At 61.0% G+C, this 18,825-nt stretch carries 20 protein-coding genes; 8 read left to right on the forward strand and 12 right to left on the reverse strand.

The window, feature by feature from the left end:
• Positions 1-89: 89 nt before the first annotated feature.
• Positions 90-1,664 carry a 2-polyprenylphenol 6-hydroxylase gene (gene ubiB / locus C0V73_RS14785; RefSeq protein WP_102020743.1) on the reverse strand — a complete coding sequence of 525 codons (1,575 nt, stop codon included), beginning with the start codon at positions 1,662-1,664 and terminating at the stop codon, positions 90-92.
• Between the two features lie 5 nt (positions 1,665-1,669).
• A complete protein-coding gene (ubiE, locus tag C0V73_RS14790) occupies positions 1,670-2,446 on the reverse strand; it encodes a bifunctional demethylmenaquinone methyltransferase/2-methoxy-6-polyprenyl-1,4-benzoquinol methylase UbiE (protein ID WP_102020744.1) in 777 nt (258 codons plus the stop codon).
• Between the two features lie 137 nt (positions 2,447-2,583).
• On the opposite strand from ubiE, the gene mutM reads away from it, so the two are divergent.
• The 4 genes from mutM (at position 2,584) to dnaA (ending at position 7,157) form a co-directional block, all read left to right on the forward strand.
• Complete coding sequence (gene mutM / locus C0V73_RS14795; RefSeq protein ID WP_102020745.1) at positions 2,584-3,474, forward strand: bifunctional DNA-formamidopyrimidine glycosylase/DNA-(apurinic or apyrimidinic site) lyase; 891 nt, start codon at positions 2,584-2,586, stop codon at positions 3,472-3,474.
• 30 nt (positions 3,475-3,504) lie between these two features.
• Positions 3,505-4,278 (forward strand): enoyl-CoA hydratase, encoded by a 774-nt coding sequence (locus tag C0V73_RS14800; RefSeq protein ID WP_102020746.1) that lies wholly within the window; start codon positions 3,505-3,507, stop codon positions 4,276-4,278.
• A gap of 242 nt (positions 4,279-4,520) precedes the next feature.
• On the forward strand, positions 4,521-4,787 hold the full coding sequence (rpsT, locus tag C0V73_RS14805) for a 30S ribosomal protein S20 (protein ID WP_102020747.1): 267 nt from the start codon (positions 4,521-4,523) through the stop codon (positions 4,785-4,787).
• A gap of 819 nt (positions 4,788-5,606) precedes the next feature.
• Positions 5,607-7,157 carry a chromosomal replication initiator protein DnaA gene (gene dnaA / locus C0V73_RS14810; RefSeq protein ID WP_102020855.1) on the forward strand — a complete coding sequence of 517 codons (1,551 nt, stop codon included), beginning with the start codon at positions 5,607-5,609 and terminating at the stop codon, positions 7,155-7,157.
• 79 nt (positions 7,158-7,236) lie between these two features.
• On the opposite strand, the gene C0V73_RS14815 is transcribed toward dnaA, so the two are convergent.
• From C0V73_RS14815 to rph, 4 genes are read right to left on the reverse strand one after another with little or no spacing between them, the layout of a single operon-like run.
• On the reverse strand, positions 7,237-7,974 hold the full coding sequence (locus tag C0V73_RS14815; protein WP_102020748.1) for a class I SAM-dependent methyltransferase: 738 nt from the start codon (positions 7,972-7,974) through the stop codon (positions 7,237-7,239).
• Positions 7,975-7,988: 14 nt separating this feature from the next.
• Positions 7,989-9,170 (reverse strand): radical SAM family heme chaperone HemW, encoded by a 1,182-nt coding sequence (hemW, locus tag C0V73_RS14820; protein ID WP_102020749.1) that lies wholly within the window; start codon positions 9,168-9,170, stop codon positions 7,989-7,991.
• A gap of 4 nt (positions 9,171-9,174) precedes the next feature.
• Entirely contained in the window at positions 9,175-9,819 is a 645-nt protein-coding gene (rdgB, locus tag C0V73_RS14825) for an RdgB/HAM1 family non-canonical purine NTP pyrophosphatase (protein ID WP_102020750.1), read from the reverse strand.
• Positions 9,820-9,842: 23 nt separating this feature from the next.
• On the reverse strand, positions 9,843-10,559 hold the full coding sequence (gene rph / locus C0V73_RS14830) for a ribonuclease PH (protein WP_102020751.1): 717 nt from the start codon (positions 10,557-10,559) through the stop codon (positions 9,843-9,845).
• A gap of 171 nt (positions 10,560-10,730) precedes the next feature.
• Between rph and hrcA the strand changes: the two genes are divergently transcribed.
• Both hrcA and grpE read left to right on the forward strand, forming a co-directional pair.
• A complete protein-coding gene (hrcA, locus tag C0V73_RS14835) occupies positions 10,731-11,819 on the forward strand; it encodes a heat-inducible transcriptional repressor HrcA (RefSeq protein ID WP_102020752.1) in 1,089 nt (362 codons plus the stop codon).
• Between the two features lie 102 nt (positions 11,820-11,921).
• Positions 11,922-12,548 (forward strand): nucleotide exchange factor GrpE, encoded by a 627-nt coding sequence (gene grpE, locus C0V73_RS14840; RefSeq protein ID WP_102020753.1) that lies wholly within the window; start codon positions 11,922-11,924, stop codon positions 12,546-12,548.
• Between the two features lie 81 nt (positions 12,549-12,629).
• Here grpE and ptsN read toward each other — a convergent pair whose 3' ends face one another.
• From ptsN to lptC, 6 genes are all read right to left on the reverse strand, one after another.
• The gene (gene ptsN / locus C0V73_RS14845) at positions 12,630-13,094 is read right to left on the reverse strand and encodes a PTS IIA-like nitrogen regulatory protein PtsN (RefSeq protein WP_102020754.1); all 465 of its coding nucleotides are present in this window, start codon (positions 13,092-13,094) and stop codon (positions 12,630-12,632) included.
• A 67-nt stretch (positions 13,095-13,161) separates the two neighbouring features.
• A complete protein-coding gene (gene raiA, locus C0V73_RS14850) occupies positions 13,162-13,737 on the reverse strand; it encodes a ribosome-associated translation inhibitor RaiA (protein WP_102020755.1) in 576 nt (191 codons plus the stop codon).
• A gap of 223 nt (positions 13,738-13,960) precedes the next feature.
• Positions 13,961-15,529, reverse strand: a complete 1,569-nt coding sequence (gene rpoN, locus C0V73_RS14855) for an RNA polymerase factor sigma-54 (RefSeq protein ID WP_102020756.1) — start codon at positions 15,527-15,529, stop codon at positions 13,961-13,963.
• Between the two features lie 140 nt (positions 15,530-15,669).
• Complete coding sequence (gene lptB / locus C0V73_RS14860; RefSeq protein ID WP_245407990.1) at positions 15,670-16,419, reverse strand: LPS export ABC transporter ATP-binding protein; 750 nt, start codon at positions 16,417-16,419, stop codon at positions 15,670-15,672.
• A 72-nt stretch (positions 16,420-16,491) separates the two neighbouring features.
• Positions 16,492-17,043 (reverse strand): LptA/OstA family protein, encoded by a 552-nt coding sequence (locus tag C0V73_RS14865; protein ID WP_102020758.1) that lies wholly within the window; start codon positions 17,041-17,043, stop codon positions 16,492-16,494.
• The gene (lptC, locus tag C0V73_RS14870) at positions 17,040-17,723 is read right to left on the reverse strand and encodes an LPS export ABC transporter periplasmic protein LptC (protein WP_102020759.1); all 684 of its coding nucleotides are present in this window, start codon (positions 17,721-17,723) and stop codon (positions 17,040-17,042) included. The genes C0V73_RS14865 and lptC overlap by 4 nt, the downstream gene beginning before the upstream one ends.
• 302 nt (positions 17,724-18,025) lie before the next feature.
• Between lptC and C0V73_RS14875 the strand changes: the two genes are divergently transcribed.
• Both C0V73_RS14875 and C0V73_RS14880 read left to right on the forward strand, forming a co-directional pair.
• Positions 18,026-18,328 carry an integration host factor subunit beta gene (locus C0V73_RS14875; protein WP_054149157.1) on the forward strand — a complete coding sequence of 101 codons (303 nt, stop codon included), beginning with the start codon at positions 18,026-18,028 and terminating at the stop codon, positions 18,326-18,328.
• 93 nt (positions 18,329-18,421) lie between these two features.
• Entirely contained in the window at positions 18,422-18,766 is a 345-nt protein-coding gene (locus C0V73_RS14880; protein ID WP_102020760.1) for a LapA family protein, read from the forward strand.
• Positions 18,767-18,825 lie beyond the last annotated feature (59 nt).

Genomic DNA, 18,825 nt, shown 5'->3' on the forward strand with positions numbered 1-18,825 from the left:
AAGCGTAACGCCGTTCCAACGCGGCATTTACGACTTTGTTCCATCGAAAGATCAAGAAAATTTGGTTTACCTGCTGCCGGTTAGGTGGCTCAGGACACCTGCACCGCAATGACGACCGCAGCCACGGCGATGACCCAGAGTGCCACACGCCCGAGCCTGGTATGCCGCGCCTCGGCCCGGCCGATCCGCTCTGCCGTATCGGCATCAAAACGCAGGCCTTCTTCGCTCATCCGCACGATTTCGCCATGCAGCTTCTCGGTCTTGGCGGCGATCTCCGGCAGTGCTTCGGCAAGCCTGAGTGCCGCCTTGGCGCCGTCCTTCAGGTCGGTTGCGATGCGCTTGGGGCCGAGATTGTCGCGGATCCAGTGCGAAACGACTGGCTCGGCGGCCTTCCACATGTTGAAGCGGGGATTGAGGATGCGCGAAACGCCTTCGACAACGACCATTGTCTTCTGCAGCATCACCAGTTCGGGACGCGTTTCCATGTCGAAGATTTCGGTGACCTCGAACAGGAGCGTCAGCAGCTTGCCCATCGAGATGGTTTCTGCCGGCTGCCCATGGATCGGCTCGCCAATCGCCCGGATCGCCTGAGCAAAGCTCGCGACATTGTGGTGCGACGGCACATAGCCCGCCTCGAAATGCACCTCGGCCACGCGCATGTAGTCGCGCGTGATGAAGCCGTAGAGGATCTCGGCGAGGAAGCGCCTTTCCTTCTTCCCCAGCCGCCCCGCAATGCCCATGTCGACCGCAACGATCATGCCGGTGGGATCGACGAACAGATTGCCGGGATGCATGTCGGCATGGAAGAAGCCGTCCCGCAGCGTATGGCGCAGGAAGGACTGGATCAGTGTATCGGCGAGTGCATTAAGGTCGTGGCCGGCGGCCCTCAGGCCCTCGACATCCGACATCTTGACGCCGTCGATCCATTCCATCGTGACCACGTCACGCCCGGTGCGCTCCCAGTCGACCTGCGGCACGCGGAAGCCCGGATCGGCCTTGGTGTTCTCGGCGATCTCGGACAGCGCTGCCGCCTCAAGCCGAAGATCCATCTCGACCTTGGTGGTCTGCTCGAGCGTCTTCGTCACCTCGACCGGGCGCAGGCGCCGCGAATTGGGAATGAAGCGCTCCTGCAGACGGGAGACGAGATACATGGCCTCAAGATCGGCGGCGAAACGCTTGCGCACGCCCGGGCGGATGACTTTCACCGCAACCTTACGAGGGCCGTCAGGTGTGGCGACCTCGGCCGGATGCACCTGCGCGATTGAGGCTGCAGCGATCGGTTCGCCGAAATGCGTATAGAGTTCGGTGACGGGACGACCGAGTGATTCCTGGATCGTTGACCTGGACGCCTCGGTGGGGAAAAAGGCCATCCGATCCTGAAGGCCTGCGAGATCCTCTGCGAAATCCGCACCGACGACATCGGGGCGCGTCGCCAGAAACTGGCCGATCTTCACATAGGAGGGGCCGAGCCGTGCCACCGCATTCGCAAGCCTGTCAGAACGCTCCGCCGACTTCGCCCGGCTGCGCGCAAGCGGTGCAACAGCGGCCTTGGCGATGCCGACGAGCGGCGGCAGACCCTCGGAGGGCAGCGCCGCGACAACACCTTCCCGCACCAGCACCCAGCCGACCCGCGCCAGGCGGAAATATGCCCCGATCGTGCTCATGCGGCTTAGATCTTCCAGCCGGAATGCAGTGCCGCGATGCCACCGGTATAGTTGGTGAAGCGGACATTGGAGAAGCCCGCGCGCTCGATCATCCGCGCAAAGTCGGGCTGATTGGGGAATTTGCGGATCGATTCCACCAGATACTGGTAGGGCTCGGCGTCACCGGTGATCATCTTGCCGAAGCGCGGAATCGCATTGAACGACCAGGCATCATAGACCTTGTCGAGCAGCGGCAGCTCCACTTCGGAGAATTCCAGCACCAGAAGCCGTCCGCCCCGCTTCAGGACCCGGAAGGCTTCCGACAGCGCCACATCGATATGCGGCACGTTGCGGATGCCGAAGGCGATCGTATAGGCGTCGAAGCTGTTGTCCTCGAAGGGCAGGCTTTCGGCATTGGCCTCGACGAAGGTGAGATTGGGCGAGAGCCCCTTCTTCTCTGCGCGTTCAGCACCGACCCCAAGCATCGAGCCGTTGATGTCGAGCACGGTCGCATGGGCCAGCCGATTGGAGGCTTCCACAATGCGGAACGCGATGTCGCCCGTGCCGCCGGCAACATCGAGTACCTTGTAATTGGCATCCTTGCGGGGATTGAGCGAAGCGACCAGCGCATCCTTCCAGACGCGGTGCAGGCCGGCTGACATGACATCGTTCATGATGTCATAGCGCTTGGCCACCTTGTGGAAGACATCATTGACCAGGCCCTGCTTTTCCTGCTCGTCGACCTGGCGGAACCCGTAGGAGGTTTCCATGCCGCCTTCGGCGGAAATGCGGCTTGCAGTCATCGGTTCACTCCACGTAACGGAACGGTCGGCAGACCATAGCGAAAAGGCTTCCGACGCGCTATCTGCGCAGAAGAAGCCGAAGGCTGGCTGGTCTATAGACCTTTAAAGAAGCGGTTCAAACAGAAAGATGGGCTGAAATGCCGGAATTGCCAGAGGTAGAGACGGTACGTCGCGGCTTGGCGCCGACAATGGAAGGCGCGCGGCTCAGGCGCCTGGAGCTGCGCCGCCCTGATCTGCGCTTCCCTCTGCCGCGCGATTTTGCCGCAAGGGTCGAGGGGCGCCGGATCGAGGCCCTGTCGCGCCGTGCGAAATATCTGCTCATCGACCTTGAGGATGACCTGACCGTGATCGCCCATCTCGGCATGTCCGGCTCGTTTCGTATCGAGGCAGGAGCCGTGGTGGAGGCGCCCGGCGTCTTCCACCACGAGCGTAGCAAGGACGAAAAGCACGACCACGTCGTCTTCCATCTGGACGGGGCCGATGGCCCGGTCCGTGTCATCTATAATGACCCGCGCCGTTTCGGCTTCATGGAGCTGATGGCCCGATCCGAACTCGACACCTATCCCGCCTTCCGCGATTTAGGTCCCGAGCCTGTCGGCAATATGCTGTCCGCCGAATATCTCGCCACGCGGTTTGCCGGCCGCAGCCAGCCGTTGAAGGGCGCTCTGCTCGACCAGAAAGTGATCGCCGGTCTCGGCAATATCTATGTTTGCGAAGCGCTCTGGCGCTCGCATCTGTCGCCAACCCGCAAGGTAGCGACCCTGGTGACGGCAAAGGGCAAGCCTAAGGCGGAGCTGGCGCTGCTGACCCAGTCTATCCGCGACGTCATCGTCGATGCGATCCAGGCGGGCGGCTCGTCGCTGCGCGACCACATCCAGGCGGATGGCACGCTCGGTTACTTCCAGCATTCCTTCCGCGCCTATGACCGCGAGGGCGAGCCCTGCCTGACCGATGGTTGTGGGGGTACCGTCGAAAGGATAGTTCAATCCGGCCGCTCGACATTCTATTGTAGCCGCTGCCAGAAATAAGGCCTCTGAGGCCACACAAGGGAGGACGCCATGTCATTTGAAACCCTGCTGATGGAACGCCGTGACCGTGTGGCGCTTGTCACGCTGAACCGGCCCCAGGCGTTGAACGCCCTGAACTCGACCGTGATGCGCGAGCTTCGCCAGCTCCTGGCCGAGCTGCAGGCAGATGCAAGCGTGGGTGCTGTCGTGATCACCGGGTCGGAAAAGGCCTTTGCCGCTGGCGCTGATATCAAGGAAATGCAGTCGCTTGAGTTCGTCGACGCCTATACCGGCGGCTTCATTGGCGGCTGGGACGAGATCGCCGGCTTCCGCAAGCCGCTGATTGCCGCTGTGTCCGGCTTTGCGCTGGGCGGGGGCTGCGAGCTCGCCATGATGTGCGATTTCATCATCGCCTCCAAAACCGCAAAGTTCGGCCAGCCAGAGATCACACTCGGCATCATCCCCGGCATGGGTGGCTCGCAGCGGCTCACGCATGCGGTCGGCAAGGCCAAGGCCATGGATCTCTGCCTCACGGGTCGCATGATGGATGCGACCGAAGCCGAGAGCGCCGGCCTCGTCGCCCGCGTGGTCGAGCCAGAGCGTCTTCTCGATGAGGCGCTGGAAGCGGCCGCCAAGATCGCGTCTTTCTCCCTGCCGTCAGTCATGATGGCCAAGGAGGCGGTCAATCGCGCCTTCGAGCAGACCTTGGCCGAAGGGCTGCGTTCCGAGCGCAGGCTTTTCCATTCGCTCTTCGCCACCGAAGACCAGAAGGAGGGCATGGCGGCCTTTGTCGAGAAGCGGAAACCCGCCTTCAAGAACAGGTAGGCGTGATACCAAAGTCACGGATCTGTTCGCATCGCTTCCAATCCGTGACTTTGGTACAGGGACGGCGCGTTATCTGCAGAATCCGCGTTGACGCATTCCCGCTTTCCCGCTATATGCCCGCCCACGGTTGGGAAAGCCGATGCGCTTTTCCCATGAAACAGCTCCCCATGTGCTGGTATGGCAGGTCGCAACGACCCGACGCGGCGATGGTGGGCTTTGGTTTGAATTCGAGAGAGGCATCTATGGCCAATACAGCTTCGGCGAAGAAGGCGACCCGCAAGATCGCTGCCCGTACTGCAGTCAACAAGGCTCGTCGTTCGCGGGTCCGTGGTTTCATCCGCAAGGTCGAGGAAGCCATCGCTTCCGGCGACGCAGCGGTTGCCAAGGACGCCCTCCAGGCTGCTCAGCCGGAGATCCAGCGCGCCGCCACCAAGGGCGTGGTTCACGCCAACACGGCATCGCGCAAGATCTCGCGTCTGGCCGCTCGTGTGAAGGCCCTGGCTGTCTAATTTAAGACACCTTTTCGACAAATTCTGAAGAGCCTGGCGTTGAGCCGGGCTTTTTGTCGTTTCCGCTGCATCTTACCGGAAATTGATGTTTTAGTGCTTTCTGCTGCACTGCATCTTGTCAGTCCGGTGACATAAAAAATCATTATAATTCAATAGGTTCAGGGAGGTGCCTTGTTCCATCGCCACTTCACCCTGGGGGAAGTTGGCCCCCTTGTGAGTCAAGAGAAATTTTATTTTTTCGCTTTGCGAGAGGCCCATTTTGTGCCCGTTTGGGAATCTCCTTGATTCAAAAGCGATTCTTTTTCGGCCGAATGTGACGCAAAAATGAAGTACGAAGAGTCAATGGTCGAAGCGCCCGATAGCCTAAAAATCGGTGTTGATCTTCACATTTGATCCTGCCTTAATGTGTCTCAGCAAAGGGCGAGGGACTAGCCCGAAACGACGGTCTGAACGGCAGCAATGCCCACAAGACAAGTCGCCTTTGCCGGAGCGGAGTGTTTCCATTCCGTTTTCTCATAAAGTAATCGGCGTTGCATCGGAGACGTAGCCGTTTCCGCGCGATGACGATTTGTGTCTTGTCTGCAGTGTTGCAGACCGGGCCGGTAAATGTCGAGCCGCATGTCGAGGATGTGGTTTGTGCATATGGAGCGACCAGCGCCGTGAGGGAGGCGAGGGGCAAGTCATGCAGGCGCTTTTGGCTGAAGCGCTGACGTGACGCGTTCGGGGACCGTCGATCCGTTCGGATCGACTTGAGATGAAGCGGCTGTCGGACGGCGATAGAAACGCCCGGCGCCTGGAATGAATTTGGAAGGCGGCAACATGCATATGAACTCTATGACGGCCGGTGCATTGGCGAACGGGGACAATGCACATTCGGCGCTCGGCGCCACGTGCTCCGAAGGAGCAGGAGAGAACGCCGATATGAAGCATAACGATCTCTTTGACCGCTTCAGCAAGCGACTGAAGGCCCAGGTCGGGGTCGACGTCTACCAGAGCTGGTTTGGACGCTTGAAGCTCCATTCCGCATCGAAGAGCGTGGTGCGCCTGACGGTACCCACCACTTTTCTGAAGTCGTGGATCAACAACCGTTACCTCGATCTCATCACATCGATCTTCCAGGCCGAGGATCCGTCGATCCTCAAGGTCGAGATCATGGTGCGCAGCGCAAGCCGCAGCACCCGTGGTCCGCAGGCCGAAGATCGTCCCGCCGGCACCGAGGCGGCACAGCCCGCAGCCGTCCGCAAGTCCGGCCCACAGTCGATCGGCCAGATCGCAACCCCGCAGGTCTCCTCCTCCGGCACCACCGCGCGCAGCCAGAGCGGTCCGCTCTTCGGTTCGCCGCTGGACAGCCGCTACACCTTTGACGGCTTCGTCGAAGGCGCGTCCAACCGCGTGGCGCTCGCAGCCGCCAAGACGATCGCGGAAGCCGGCGCTGGCGCCGTGCGCTTCAACCCGCTCTTCATCCATTCCTCGGTTGGTCTCGGCAAGACGCACCTGCTGCAGGCGATCGCCAATGCTGCGGTTCACAGCCCGCGCCAGCCGCGCGTTGTCTACCTGACCGCCGAATACTTCATGTGGCGTTTCGCAACCGCGATCCGCGACAATGATGCCCTGACGCTGAAGGACTCGCTACGCAACATCGACCTCCTGATCATCGACGACATGCAGTTCCTGCAGGGTAAGATGATCCAGCACGAATTCTGCCATCTGCTCAACATGCTTCTCGACAGCGCCAAGCAGGTCGTCGTTGCCGCCGACCGCGCGCCCTGGGAGCTGGAATCGCTCGATCCGCGCGTTCGTTCGCGTCTCCAGGGTGGCGTTGCCATCGAGATGGAAGCGCCCGACTACGACATGCGCCTCGACATGATGAAATCGCGCCTGGACGTTGTCCGCAAGGACGATCCGTCGATCGATATCCCTGCTGACATCCTGGAACACGTTGCGCGCAACATCACCAGCAGCGGCCGTGATCTGGAAGGCGCCTTCAACCAGCTCCTCTTCCGTCGCTCATTCGAGCCGAACCTGTCGATCGAACGCGTCGACGAACTGCTCGCTCACCTTGTCGGTGCCGGTGACCAGAAGCGCGTGCGCATTGAAGACATCCAGCGCGTCGTGGCCCGTCATTACAACGTGTCGCGTCAGGAACTGGTGTCGAACCGCCGCACCCGCGTTATCGTCAAGCCGCGCCAGATCGCCATGTATCTGTCGAAGACGCTGACCCCGCGCTCCTTCCCGGAGATCGGCCGTCGCTTCGGCGGACGCGACCACACGACCGTACTGCATGCCGTGCGCAAGATCGAAGAACTGATCTCGGCCGACCAGAAGCTGTCGCAGGAAATCGAGCTGCTGCGCCGCCTGATCAACGAGTAAGCGACCAGTCGCAGAGATATAGGCCACCGCGATCCCTGAATATGGGCTCGCGGTGGCCTTTTCGTATCCGGATATGGGGTCAGGCGCGGGCGATCGCGATGATCTCGGGGCTGGTTGCCGAATAGGGCGTACCATCCCACCAGCCGAGAAGCTCAACCTCGCCGAATCCCGCAGCGGAGAGCAGGCCCCGGATGGTTTCCACCGGCGCAAACCTCAGCCGGCTCTCGCTGACCAGGGTCTCGCTGGTGGCTTCGATCGTGAAGACCGCATCGAAGGTCACGTGCTCACCCTCGACATCCTTGATCTGGTAATAGACGTCGACCGTCCCGATGCCGTCGATGACCTGCTGTTCGCGTGTCTTCTCCCGCGTCCAGTCTTGCGAGGCTTTGTCTTGCGGATTGCGGCTTTCAAGGATCAGCCTGCCGCCCGGCACCATGTGCCGGTGAATGTTGCGCAAGGCAGCCAGGGTTTCGGCATCGTCGAGAAAGACCTGGAAGACATGACCCGTCATGATGGCGAGGTCGAAACGATCGGGAAGCGTAAACTCGGCAGCGGGTGCCTGAACCCACTCGACCTTGCTTTCCCTGTCCTTCGCCCGCGCGACTTGCAACATGCCGTGTGCCGGATCGACGCCGGTGACTGTGTGGCCGCGGTTTGCCAGACGCAGCGTCACCGATCCCGTGCCGCATCCGATGTCGAGCACGCGGCAGGGAGTCTTGATGAAATTCTCGTAGAAATCGCCGTCTTCACCATGATGGTTGAAGGCGTCATAGAGGCGGGCCATGTCGAAACGAGCAAAGGCTGGATCGACCGGCATCGTCTCTCACTCCCTTAGCAGGCGAGATCGGCGACGACGGCGTCGAGGATCAGCATGCCGGGCGGCGTGCAGCGCAGCCGCGAATTGCCGAGCCGCTCGATGAAGCCCTGTTCGAGCAGAAACTGCTCCTTGTCCGGATCGGGATCGCGGCCGGAAAGCTGTTGCCAGCGGGCGAGATCGACCCCTTCGCGCAGCCGAAGACCCATCAGCAGAAGCTCGTCGGCCTGGGCCTCATGATCGAGCTCTTCGCGCTCGATGATGCCATGGCCATTCTGCTCGACGGCGGAAAGCCAGGTCTCCGGATGCCGTTCGGCGACGGTGGCGATCTTCGACCGCCCTTGCGTCAGCCGTCCATGTGCGCCGGGGCCGATACCGGCATAATCGCCGTATCGCCAATAGGTCAGGTTGTGCCGGCTCTCCGCACCCGGGCGGGCGTGGTTGGAAACCTCATAGGCCGGAAGCCCTTCGCGGGCCGTAATCTCCTGCGTCGCCTCGTAAAGCGTCGCCGCATGCTCATCGTCAGGCACGATCAGCTTGCCCGCCTTGTGCAGGCCGTAGAAGGCCGTGCCTTCCTCGATCGTCAGTTGGTACAATGACAGATGATCGACCGCGTAGGACATGGCTTCCTTCAGCTCACGCTCCCAGGCCTCCACCGTCTGGTTCGGACGGGCGTAGATCAGGTCGAAGGACATGCGCGGAAAGATCTCGCGCGCCAGCTTGATGGCTTTCAATGCATCCGCGACGTCATGCAGGCGTCCAAGGAAGCGCAGGTCAGGATCGTTCAGCGCCTGCACACCGAGCGAAACGCGGTTAACGCCTGCCGCCCGGTAGCCGTGGAAGCGGGTCGCCTCGACGCTGGATGGGTTCGCCTCCATCGTGATCTCGATACCATCCGGCATGTGCCAGTTGGCGGCGATCCCGTCGAGGATCGCCCCGACCGTTGATGGGTCCATCAGCGAGGGCGTGCCACCGCCCATGAAGACGCTGGTGACCGTCTTCGGGCCCGACAGCGCGCGCACCGCCTTGAGCTCGGCGAGGAAGGCCGCAACGAAACGCGCCTGATCCACCGGCTGGTGGCGAACATGGCTGTTGAAGTCACAGTAAGGGCACTTGGCCGCGCAGAAGGGCCAATGCACATAAACGCCGAAGCCGGGTTCTCCCGTGTCGGGCAGGAGCGTGAAGGACCGATCGGTCAAAGCCTCAGGCCTCCAGGCAGGTTTCGACGAAGAGCTTGAAGGCCCGTGCACGATGCGAAAGAGCCGCCGCATCGCCGGGCTTCCAGCCATGTTTCTCGTCCGCCGTCATCTCGCCAAAGGTGCGCTCATGGCCCTCCGGCTGGAAGATCGGGTCGTAGCCGAAACCGGCGGACCCACGCGGCGGCCAGGCAGCGGTGCCCTCGACCTCGCCCCGGAAGAATTCTGTATGACCGTCAGGCCAGGCGAGACAGAGCACGCTGACGAAGCGGCAGGTGCGCTGTGCAGACTCGGTCGCGCCGCGCTCTGCAAGCGCCTTCTCGACCTTCTCCATCGCCATGGCGAAGTCGCGGCTGCCATCCTCGCGCTCCGCCCAGTTCGCCGTGTAGACGCCAGGCGCACCATCGAGCGCGTCGATGACAAGGCCGCTATCATCAGAGAGAGCGGGCAGGCCCGACGCCTTGGCCGAAGCCAACGCCTTGATCGCGGCATTCTCTTCGAAGGTCGTGCCGGTTTCATCGGGCTCGACGAAGTTGAGGTCCTTGGCCGACTTCGCCGAAAAGCCGAAGGGGCCGATCAGGTCGGCGATCTCAGCAATCTTGCCAGCATTGTGGCTGGCAACGACGATCGTGCGGGTATCGAGTTTACGCATGGATGCCTCTCCGGACTTTCGTCTCAGCCGATCGCCTGCTTCTGCAGCGCGACCAGTTCGTCGATGCCGTTTCGTGCAAGGCCGAGCAGGGTCAGGAATTCGTCCTGGCTGAACGGCTTGCCTTCGGCCGTGCCCTGGATTTCGACGATGCCGCCGGAACCGGTCATGACGAAGTTGGCATCGGTCTCTGCTGCCGAGTCTTCGAGGTAATCGAGGTCGATCACCGGCTGGCTGGCGAAGATCCCGCAGGAGACGGCGGCGATATGGTCCTTCAGGACCTTCTCAACCTTGATCATGCTGCGGGTTTCCATCCACTTCAGGCAATCATGCAGGGCAATGAAGGCACCCGTGATCGCCGCAGTCCGCGTGCCGCCGTCCGCCTGGATGACGTCGCAGTCGATCGAGATCTGCCGCTCGCCGAGCGCTTCCAGGTCGACGATGGCGCGCAGCGAGCGGCCGATCAGTCGCTGGATTTCCTGCGTGCGTCCGCTCTGCTTGCCGGACGACGCCTCGCGGCGCATGCGCTCGCCGGTGGCGCGCGGCAGCATCCCGTATTCCGCCGTCACCCAGCCCTTGCCGGAATTGCGCAGCCATGGTGGCGTCTTTTCTTCAAGGCTCGCGGTGCACAGCACATGCGTATCGCCGAACTTCACCAGGCAGGAGCCTTCCGCATGCTTGGAAAAATTGCGCTCGAACGAGACCTTGCGCATTTGGTCGGTTTTTCTGCCGGATGGCCGCATCGTAATCTCCTGGGTTGTCTGTTGCCTTCTAAGGAGGCAGGCTGCCATTTGCAAAGAAAAACCATCCCGCAGCGCCGAGAGGCGCGAAGACCCGGAATTACCACTTGGTCATCCATCGCGCAGTGACTATATTTCCTGCATGAAACATCTGAGATCCTGTCCGCTGCGCCAATGGCATCACTAAAGACAACCGTCGCAGACGTTTCCGCGTCCCTGGACGATCGCTCCAGAGAGGTGTTTCGCCGTATCGTCGAGACTTATCTCGACTCCGGGGATCCCCTTGGCTCGCGCAATCTGTCGCGCCTCCTCCCGATGTCGCTATCACCCGCCTCCGTGCGCAACGTGATGAGCGACCTCGAAGACCTCGGCCTCATCTACGCCCCGCATGTCAGTGCCGGACGGCTACCGACGCAAGCTGGCCTGCGCTTCTTCGTCGATGCCTTCATGCAGATCGGTGACCTCTCGGATGGTGAGCGCGACGAGATCGAGCGCAAGATCCGTCCGACCAGCGCCGATCAGCCAATGGAAGCCATGCTGACGGAAGCGAGCCGCATGCTCTCCGGCCTGTCGCGCGGTGCCGGCCTCGTCATTTCATCGAAGAACGATCCGATCCTAAAGCATGTCGAATTCATTCGGCTGGAGCCGACCAAGGCGCTCGCCGTTTTGGTCGGCGAACACAATCAGATCGAAAACCGCATCATTGATCTGCCGGCCGGTGTCACCGCCTCCCAGCTGACGGAAGCGGCCAATTTCCTGAACGCCAATCTCGCCGGTCAGACGATGCGGGAATTGCGCAGCCAGATCGAGAAGCTCAAGACACAGGTCGCGAGCGAACTCGATACCCTGTCGCAGGATCTCGTCGAGCGCGGGCTCGCGGTCTGGTCGGGCGAAGTGGCGGAAAAGCAGCCGGCCCGCCTGATCGTTCGCGGCCGCGCCAATCTCCTCGAAGGCCTGGCAGGTTCCGATGACATCGACCGTCTTCGCCTGCTCTTCGACGACCTGGAACGCAAGGAAAGTCTGATCGAGATCCTCGACCTTGCCGAAAGCGGACCCGGTGTACGCATCTTCATCGGCTCGGAAAACAAGCTCTTCTCGCTCTCCGGCTCGTCCCTGATCGTCGCACCTTATAGAGACGGCGAAGACCGGATCGTCGGCGCAGTCGGCGTCATCGGCCCCACTCGGCTCAACTATTCGCGCATCGTGCCCATGGTCGACTACACCGCACAGCTCATGGCCAGGCTCTCGCGCGGCAGTCGGTAGGCGGATTTGCCGCCAACCCTTGATTTTTTCATACCAAACCCTGATATCGGGCACGAATTCGACACCGAGAGTTCGAACACCTAAAACCATTCGGAGAACGTCATGACCGAAGAAACCAACAAGAACGGACCTGACGCGGCCGCCCATGAGGCGCACGCAACCGAAGCGGCTGAGCAGCAGGCTGCAGGCGAGGAAGAGGGCGCGTCGGAACGACAGGTCGATCCCGTCGAAGCCTTGAAGGCCGAGAATGCCGACCTGCGCGATCGCTTCCTGCGCCTGGCAGCTGAGATGGACAATCTGCGCCGCCGCACGGATCGCGAAGTCAAGGATGCCAAGTCCTATGCCGTGACCGGCTTTGCCCGCGACATGCTGTCGGTTTCCGACAATCTGCGCCGCGCCATCGAAACTCTGCCGGAAGACGCCCGCGCCTCTGCCGATGCCACGATGACGGCATTGATCGAGGGCGTGGAAATGACCGAGCGCGGTATGTTGGCCACGCTCGAGCGCCATGGTGTGCGCAAGATTGAGGCCGAAGGTCAGAAGTTCGACCCCAACTTCCATCAGGCCATGTTCGAGGTTCCGAACCCGAATGTCGCCAACAACACGGTCGTCCAGGTCGTCCAGGCAGGCTACGCCATCGGCGACCGAGTTCTGCGTCCGGCCATGGTCGGCGTCGCCAAGGGTGGCCCGAAGACGGATGCCGCCTCAGAGGATGCCGCCAAGGCGTGATCGGCCGTGATCATGGTTGAATAAAAAAAAGCGCCTCTTGAGGCGCTTTTTTCTTGGGATGATTGGGAGGCGCCAAGGCCTTCAGGCGGCGTTCGAAGCCTGTTCCTCATTGAGGAAGGTGTAGATCGCTGATGCCGATTCGGTCGCGCGCAGCTTTGCCACGAGATCGTGGTCGCGCAGCACGCGTGCTATCCGCGACAGAGCCTTCAGATGGTCCGCACCTGCACCTTCCGGCGCCAGCAGCAGGAAGACGAGATCAACCGGCTGGTCGTCCAGGGCCTCGAAGTCCACGGGCGTTTCCAGACGGGCGAAAATGCCGGTGATCTTGCTGATCTTGTTGAGTTTGCCATGTGGGATAGCGATGCCATTACCCACGCCGGTCGAGCCAAGACGCTCGCGCTGCAGGATCACGTCGAAAATTTCCCGTTCCGGAATGTCGGTAAGCTTTGAGGCTTTGGCCGCAAGTTCCTGAAGCAGCTGCTTCTTGGAGTTCACCCGGAGGGCCGGTACGACAGCATCCTGCTGCAGCAAATCTGCCAATGCCATATCAATGTCCTTCATGCCTCGGATCGAGGAGCGGGCGACTGCAGTGCGCAGTCGCCCAAGCCGATCTTCAGCCTTTGATGTTGGCGGAATCGATCCACCCGATATTACCGTCATTACGACGATAAACGATATTCAATTGTTCACTTCCCGGGTTTCTGAACAGAAGAACCGGGTCATCCGTCATGTCGAGAGCCATAACCGCCGAGGCAACGGACATGGTCCGAAGCTTTTTGGTGCTTTCGGCCACGATTGTCGGCGCGTAGTCGTCCGGCAGTTCCTCGTGATCGTCGTCCACAGAATCCATGACCGTGTAGGCCACCTCGACCGACGCGTTCTGAGCCTCGCCCGCGTGATGATCCTTCAGCTTGCGCTTGTAACGGCGCAGGCGCTTCTCGACGCGCTCGAAGGCGGTGTCGAAGGCCACTTGCGGATCATTAGCCTCGCCTGCGGCATGCAGGTTTGCGCCGGTATCGAGATGCACCAGGCAATCGGCCGCGAAGCGCGACTGCGACTTCGTGACGACCACTTGCCCGGAATACCCTCCGTCGAAGTATTTGGTAACCGCATCCTGGATCCGATCTTCGATCCGCTGCCGGAACGTTTCACCGATTTCCATCTGCTTGCCGGATACACGCACACTCATGGAGTTTCCCTTCTTATGATTGGTTGCGTCTCCATTTTACGCCAAGCGACGCCCGCGTCCAAGCTTTTCGAGCGGTTCGGTCAGTCTGTGCCTTCGTTTGTCGGGCGTAGTCGAGGGTTTGTCCCCTCGGGCAACAGTGTGCGCTGTCGATTGCGGCGCGCTTCTAGCCGCCATCTGAGGAAGAGTCAATGTCCTGTTAATCTTTGCGTCCGGAAGGTGTCCGTCAGACGGCCGAAACCTTGGCCATGGCCCGCTTTTCCCGGCGCCTCTGGACGGAGGAGGGGATGTTCATCGCCTCCCGATATTTGGCGACCGTGCGGCGTGCGAGATCGACACCACCGGACTTCAACTGATCGACGATATCGTCGTCGGAGAGCACGGCATCCGGGCTTTCCTGGGCAATCAGGGCACGGATGCGATGCCGGACAGATTCTGCCGAATGGCTGTCGCCGCCCTCGGCAGATGCGATCGAAACGCTGAAGAAATATTTGAGCTCGAACAGCCCACGCGGCGTCATCATGTATTTGTTGGTGGTGACGCGGCTCACCGTCGATTCGTGCATCTTGATGGCGTCTGCGATCGTCTTGAGATTGAGCGGACGCAGGTGATCGACCCCGTGATCGAGAAAAGCCGACTGCTGGCGTACGATCTCGGCCGCGACCTTGGTAATCGTCTTCGCACGCTGGTCGAGGCTGCGGGTCAGCCAGTTGGCATTCTGCAGGCATTCCGACATGAAGGCCTGGTCCGGCGCATCCTTCGCCGTGCCCGGACGAACCGCTGCCATATAACTGTGGTTGACCAGAACCCGTGGCAGGGCATCCGGGTTCAGTTCCACCCGCCATCCGCCAATCCCGTCGGCACGCACGACGATATCTGGCGTGACGGATTCGCTCGCCTCATGTTCGAAGCAGCTGCCTGGCTTCGGATTGAGTTTGCGGATCTCCGACAGCATGTCGATCAGGTCTTCCTCGTCGACACCACAGATCTTTTTCAGCGTCGCGAAGTCGCGCTTCGCCAGAAGCTCGAGATTGTCGACAAGGACGGCCATCGCCGGATCATACCGATCCCGCTGGCGCAGCTGGATCGCCAGGCATTCGCTGAGCGATCGCGCAAAGACACCGGCAGGTTCCAGCGTCTGCAGCGTGGTTAGCACGCCCTCGACCGCCGCGAGCGAAAGCCCGAGCCTCTCCGCGATATCCTGGAGATCAGCCCGCAGATAGCCGGCTTCGTCCAGATGGTCGACAAGCACGGAGGCCAGCAACTGGTCTGGGGCGGCGCCCAGCGCGAAAGGGATTTGCTGGTTCAGATGGTCGCGCAGGCTCACCTGACCCGCGACGAAATCATCGAGATCGAAGCTCTCGCTGCCATCGCCGGATTGCCCCGGCATCGACTTCCATTGTCCCAACAGCTCGGGCGCGTCGGGCCGCTGGGCAGAACCCTCGTCGGCAAAGGCGGTATCATAATTTGTGTCGAGGCGATCGTTCAGCCGATCGCTGGCGTCGTTCTCATACCAGTCGCTGTCGAGCGAGGGAGGTGCCGCGAACTCATCGACTGCGGTCTGGCTGTCCTGCTGCGTGCTTGCGCTGTGGCGATCGGCATTGTCGGGAAGTTCGCCGCCCAAATCTCCGTCATCTGCTGCCATTTCGAGCAGCGGATTGCGCTCCACTTCCTGCGCGATGAACTGCATCAGTTCCAGGTGAGTCATCTGCAACAGCTGAATGGATTGCATCAGCTGCGGAGTCATCACCAGAGACTGGCTTTGTCGCAGGAATAGGTTGGCGGATAAGGCCATGGCGGACGTTCGACTCCCCTACATTTCCCCGCAATCCCGCTATTTATGGCGGGAAGATCCACTTGGCCCAAAAATTGCTTTTTATTTTACTTTGGTCAAGTCGCAGGAGGGGCTGAAGTGGCGTTTTCTTCGTCCAGCCCTTAGAGGCTGAACTGCTCGCCGAGATAGAGGCGGCGGACATCGGCATTGTTGACGATGTCGTTTGCGCGGCCGTGGGTCAGGACTTCGCCGGCATGAATGATATAGGCCCGGTCGATCAGGCCAAGCGTCTCGCGCACATTGTGGTCGGTGATGAGAACGCCGATGCCGCGCGCCGTGAGGTGCCGCACCAGGTTCTGGATATCGGAAACCGAGATCGGATCGACGCCGGCAAACGGTTCGTCGAGCAGCATGAAGGTCGGATCCGTCGCGAGCGCGCGGGCGATTTCAAGTCGACGGCGTTCACCACCGGACAGTGCGACTGCCGGGGATTTGCGCAGCTTCTCGATATGGAATTCGGCGAGAAGTTCGTCGAGCTTGGCTTCGCGCTGACGCTTGTCGGTAACATGCACCTCAAGCACCGCGCGAATGTTCTCTTCCACGGTCAGGCCGCGAAAGATCGACGCTTCCTGCGGCAGGTAGCCGACACCAAGGCGGGCGCGGCGATACATCGGCATTGAGGTCACATCGTTGCCGTTGATCGAGATCGTTCCGGCATCCACCGGCACGAGGCCGGTAATCATGTAAAAACAGGTCGTCTTGCCGGCACCGTTCGGCCCGAGCAGGCCGACGGCCTCACCACGGCGAACCACGAGCGAGGCGCCATTCACCACACGACGGGAATTATAGGTCTTGGTCAGCCCGTGGGCGATTAGCGTGCCTTCATAGCGCGACTTGTCGCCCGGCAGGATTGCCGGGGCAGCCGGCTTCTTGGCCTGCTTGGACTTGGTAAGGAAGGGAATGTGCACGTTCACGCTGACCCGTCAGTTGCTCTTCTGGGATTTGGGGTCGAGCTGAATCTGGACGCGCCGGCCACAGCTGTCGAGCTTGGCCTGGCCAGAATTCATCTGGACGGTGAGCTTGCAGCCGACGAAGACATTCTGCCCCTCGGACAAAACGACCCGCTCGCCTTCGAGCACGAAGACCTGCTTGGTCATGTCGAAATAGCCCTTGTCGGCCGTCGCCTGCTGCGTCTCCGACTGCAGGAAGACCTTGTCCATCACATCGATCTTTTCGATGTCGGCATTGCCCTGCGTAACCGTTGTGCCCTCGCCGCGATAGAGAACCGTCATGGAGCCGGCCTGCAGGGTGGTCGTGCCCTGAACCACCTTCACATTGCCGGTGAAGAAAGCCTTCTTTTCCGCCTCGCGGATCTCGAGCGCATCGCTTTCGATCTGGATCGGCTGGTCGTTGGAAAGCTTGAGCCCGTCCATCTGGCTGCTGGTTGTCTGAGCCGAGACAAGCGCGGTGAAACCGCTTGCGGAAAGCAGGAGGAAGCCAGCGACGGAAATCTTGGCGAAGGAGCGGTGAATCATGGCTGGGCGGCTTCCATTGACCGATTGCTGCGAAGGGCGGACGGCTCGATGTTCAACTTGACGGCGCCCGTAAATATCATGGTTCGCCCCTTATCCTTCATCTCGAGCGAGTTCGCAACAATCGACGCGCCTTTGGTCTGGATAGCCACCGGGTCATCGGTCTTCATGGTGCCGCCCCCGATGTCCAGATTGGCAGAGCCGAACTGGGCATCGATGCCGCTGCTCAAATTCAGCGTGAACGGTTTGTCGAGATTGAGGAGGTTGGCGCCCCGATCGAAGATGCCGCTCGTCGCCACTACGCGGGCCAGGACCTTGTCATTGACAGGCACGGCTGCGGCGATCGACTCGAGCGTGATCATGTTGGGATTCTTGATATCCTGCAGGGCGCGTTCGGCCCGCAGTGAATAGCGAACGCCTTCGGAATTGCGGCCCGCGATCGCAGGCTTCTCCATGACGACCTTGCCGTCTTCGATCTTGGCGGATTCGATCTGCAACTCGTCCGGCATGAGGCCGCGCACGAGGGACACCGCGACGAAGGCAAGCGTGATCCCAAGTGCCACGACCGGCAGGAGAATGCGCAGACGCCGCACCCGCCGCGAATGGCTCATCGCCCTGCGATAGGTGTCGGCACCGGAGCCGTGTCCAGTGGCCGGCGCGCCATCATGTGTTGATTGCAGCATTAACAGGAACCCGTTTTCATGGCGGCCAGCCGAAGCCCGCTCGCCCATTCTCGTCGTTTCGCATGTCTATGGGATGTTGCCAATATGGATTGTGGCAGGCCCATTACAAGAAGCATGCCAGATCGACGATGCAGCGGTCCCGCGGAGAAAGTGAGGCAGTGTCGTTCACGAATCCGCATGTGATGGGCGTCATAGCACTCGCAAAGCCGGCACTTTATGGTTAAGTTGTTCCTTGACTGAGCTTTTTTGCTTTGGCACCTTTGTCAGCACTCACGTCACATTAGAAAATTCAGGGGGTCCGCGTGATAAAGTCGGAATTGGTGCAGATCGTCGCGGCCCGTAATCCGCATCTCTATCACCGGGATGTCGAAAATATCGTAAATGCAGTTCTTGACGAGATCACCGACGCGCTGGCAGCCGGCAATCGTGTTGAGCTGCGTGGCTTCGGCGCTTTTTCGGTCAAGAATCGCCCCTCCCGCTCTGGACGCAACCCGCGCACCGGCGAGACAGTCTTCGTCGAGGAGAAGTGGGTGCCCTTCTTCAAGACCGGCAAGGAACTGCGCGAGCGTCTGAACCCCGGCATGGGCGACGAAGACGACGAATAAGCGCTTTTCGCGTTGAAAATTCCGCCTCTGTCCTTAACTTGAACCTCTGAGAGGTCCCGGCAGGGGGCCGGAAGAGATGAGGGAGTTGTCGAGATGGTCCGGAAAATCGTGAGCCTCGTGGTATTCCTTCCGCTCGGTGTGCTGCTGGTCGTTCTGGCCGTTGCCAACCGTGCCTCGGTCAATCTGGCCCTCAACCCGTTCAATCCGGCTGATCAGGCGCTGTCCGTCTCCGCACCCCTCTTTGTCTTTCTGATAGTGGCCGTCATGCTCGGCGTCCTTCTCGGCGCCACGGTGACCTGGTTCACTCAAGGCAAGCACCGCAAGAAGGCGCGCAACCAGTCCCGCATGGCCCAGCAGTGGCAGGCCGAAGCCGATCGGCAGAAGACGCGGGCCGAAGAGATTGCCGGCTCGACCCTTCCCCAACTCGGTGCCCGCTAGGCCCCGGCAAACCTGAGCGACGGTCGCTCTCGGCAAATTTCCTTTCCGCGCCGGGCCGG

The organism is Rhizobium sp. TH135 (assembly GCF_002855515.1).
Lineage (GTDB): Bacteria > Pseudomonadota > Alphaproteobacteria > Rhizobiales > Rhizobiaceae > Allorhizobium.

What these genes read in the sequence shown, in the direction of transcription:
- ubiB (WP_102020743.1), bottom strand. Translation starts at nt 1,664, where the DNA reads ATGAGCACGATCGGGGCATATTTCCGCCTGGCGCGGGTCGGCTGGGTG.
- ubiE (WP_102020744.1), bottom strand. Translation starts at nt 2,446, where the DNA reads ATGACTGCAAGCCGCATTTCCGCCGAAGGCGGCATGGAAACCTCCTAC.
- mutM (WP_102020745.1), top strand. Translation starts at nt 2,584, where the DNA reads ATGCCGGAATTGCCAGAGGTAGAGACGGTACGTCGCGGCTTGGCGCCG.
- C0V73_RS14800 (WP_102020746.1), top strand. Translation starts at nt 3,505, where the DNA reads ATGTCATTTGAAACCCTGCTGATGGAACGCCGTGACCGTGTGGCGCTT.
- rpsT (WP_102020747.1), top strand. Translation starts at nt 4,521, where the DNA reads ATGGCCAATACAGCTTCGGCGAAGAAGGCGACCCGCAAGATCGCTGCC.
- dnaA (WP_102020855.1), top strand. Translation starts at nt 5,607, where the DNA reads ATGCATATGAACTCTATGACGGCCGGTGCATTGGCGAACGGGGACAAT.
- C0V73_RS14815 (WP_102020748.1), bottom strand. Translation starts at nt 7,974, where the DNA reads ATGCCGGTCGATCCAGCCTTTGCTCGTTTCGACATGGCCCGCCTCTAT.
- rdgB (WP_102020750.1), bottom strand. Translation starts at nt 9,819, where the DNA reads ATGCGTAAACTCGATACCCGCACGATCGTCGTTGCCAGCCACAATGCT.
- rph (WP_102020751.1), bottom strand. Translation starts at nt 10,559, where the DNA reads ATGCGGCCATCCGGCAGAAAAACCGACCAAATGCGCAAGGTCTCGTTC.
- hrcA (WP_102020752.1), top strand. Translation starts at nt 10,731, where the DNA reads ATGGCATCACTAAAGACAACCGTCGCAGACGTTTCCGCGTCCCTGGAC.
- grpE (WP_102020753.1), top strand. Translation starts at nt 11,922, where the DNA reads ATGACCGAAGAAACCAACAAGAACGGACCTGACGCGGCCGCCCATGAG.
- ptsN (WP_102020754.1), bottom strand. Translation starts at nt 13,094, where the DNA reads ATGGCATTGGCAGATTTGCTGCAGCAGGATGCTGTCGTACCGGCCCTC.
- raiA (WP_102020755.1), bottom strand. Translation starts at nt 13,737, where the DNA reads ATGAGTGTGCGTGTATCCGGCAAGCAGATGGAAATCGGTGAAACGTTC.
- rpoN (WP_102020756.1), bottom strand. Translation starts at nt 15,529, where the DNA reads ATGGCCTTATCCGCCAACCTATTCCTGCGACAAAGCCAGTCTCTGGTG.
- C0V73_RS14865 (WP_102020758.1), bottom strand. Translation starts at nt 17,043, where the DNA reads ATGATTCACCGCTCCTTCGCCAAGATTTCCGTCGCTGGCTTCCTCCTG.
- lptC (WP_102020759.1), bottom strand. Translation starts at nt 17,723, where the DNA reads ATGCTGCAATCAACACATGATGGCGCGCCGGCCACTGGACACGGCTCC.
- C0V73_RS14880 (WP_102020760.1), top strand. Translation starts at nt 18,422, where the DNA reads ATGGTCCGGAAAATCGTGAGCCTCGTGGTATTCCTTCCGCTCGGTGTG.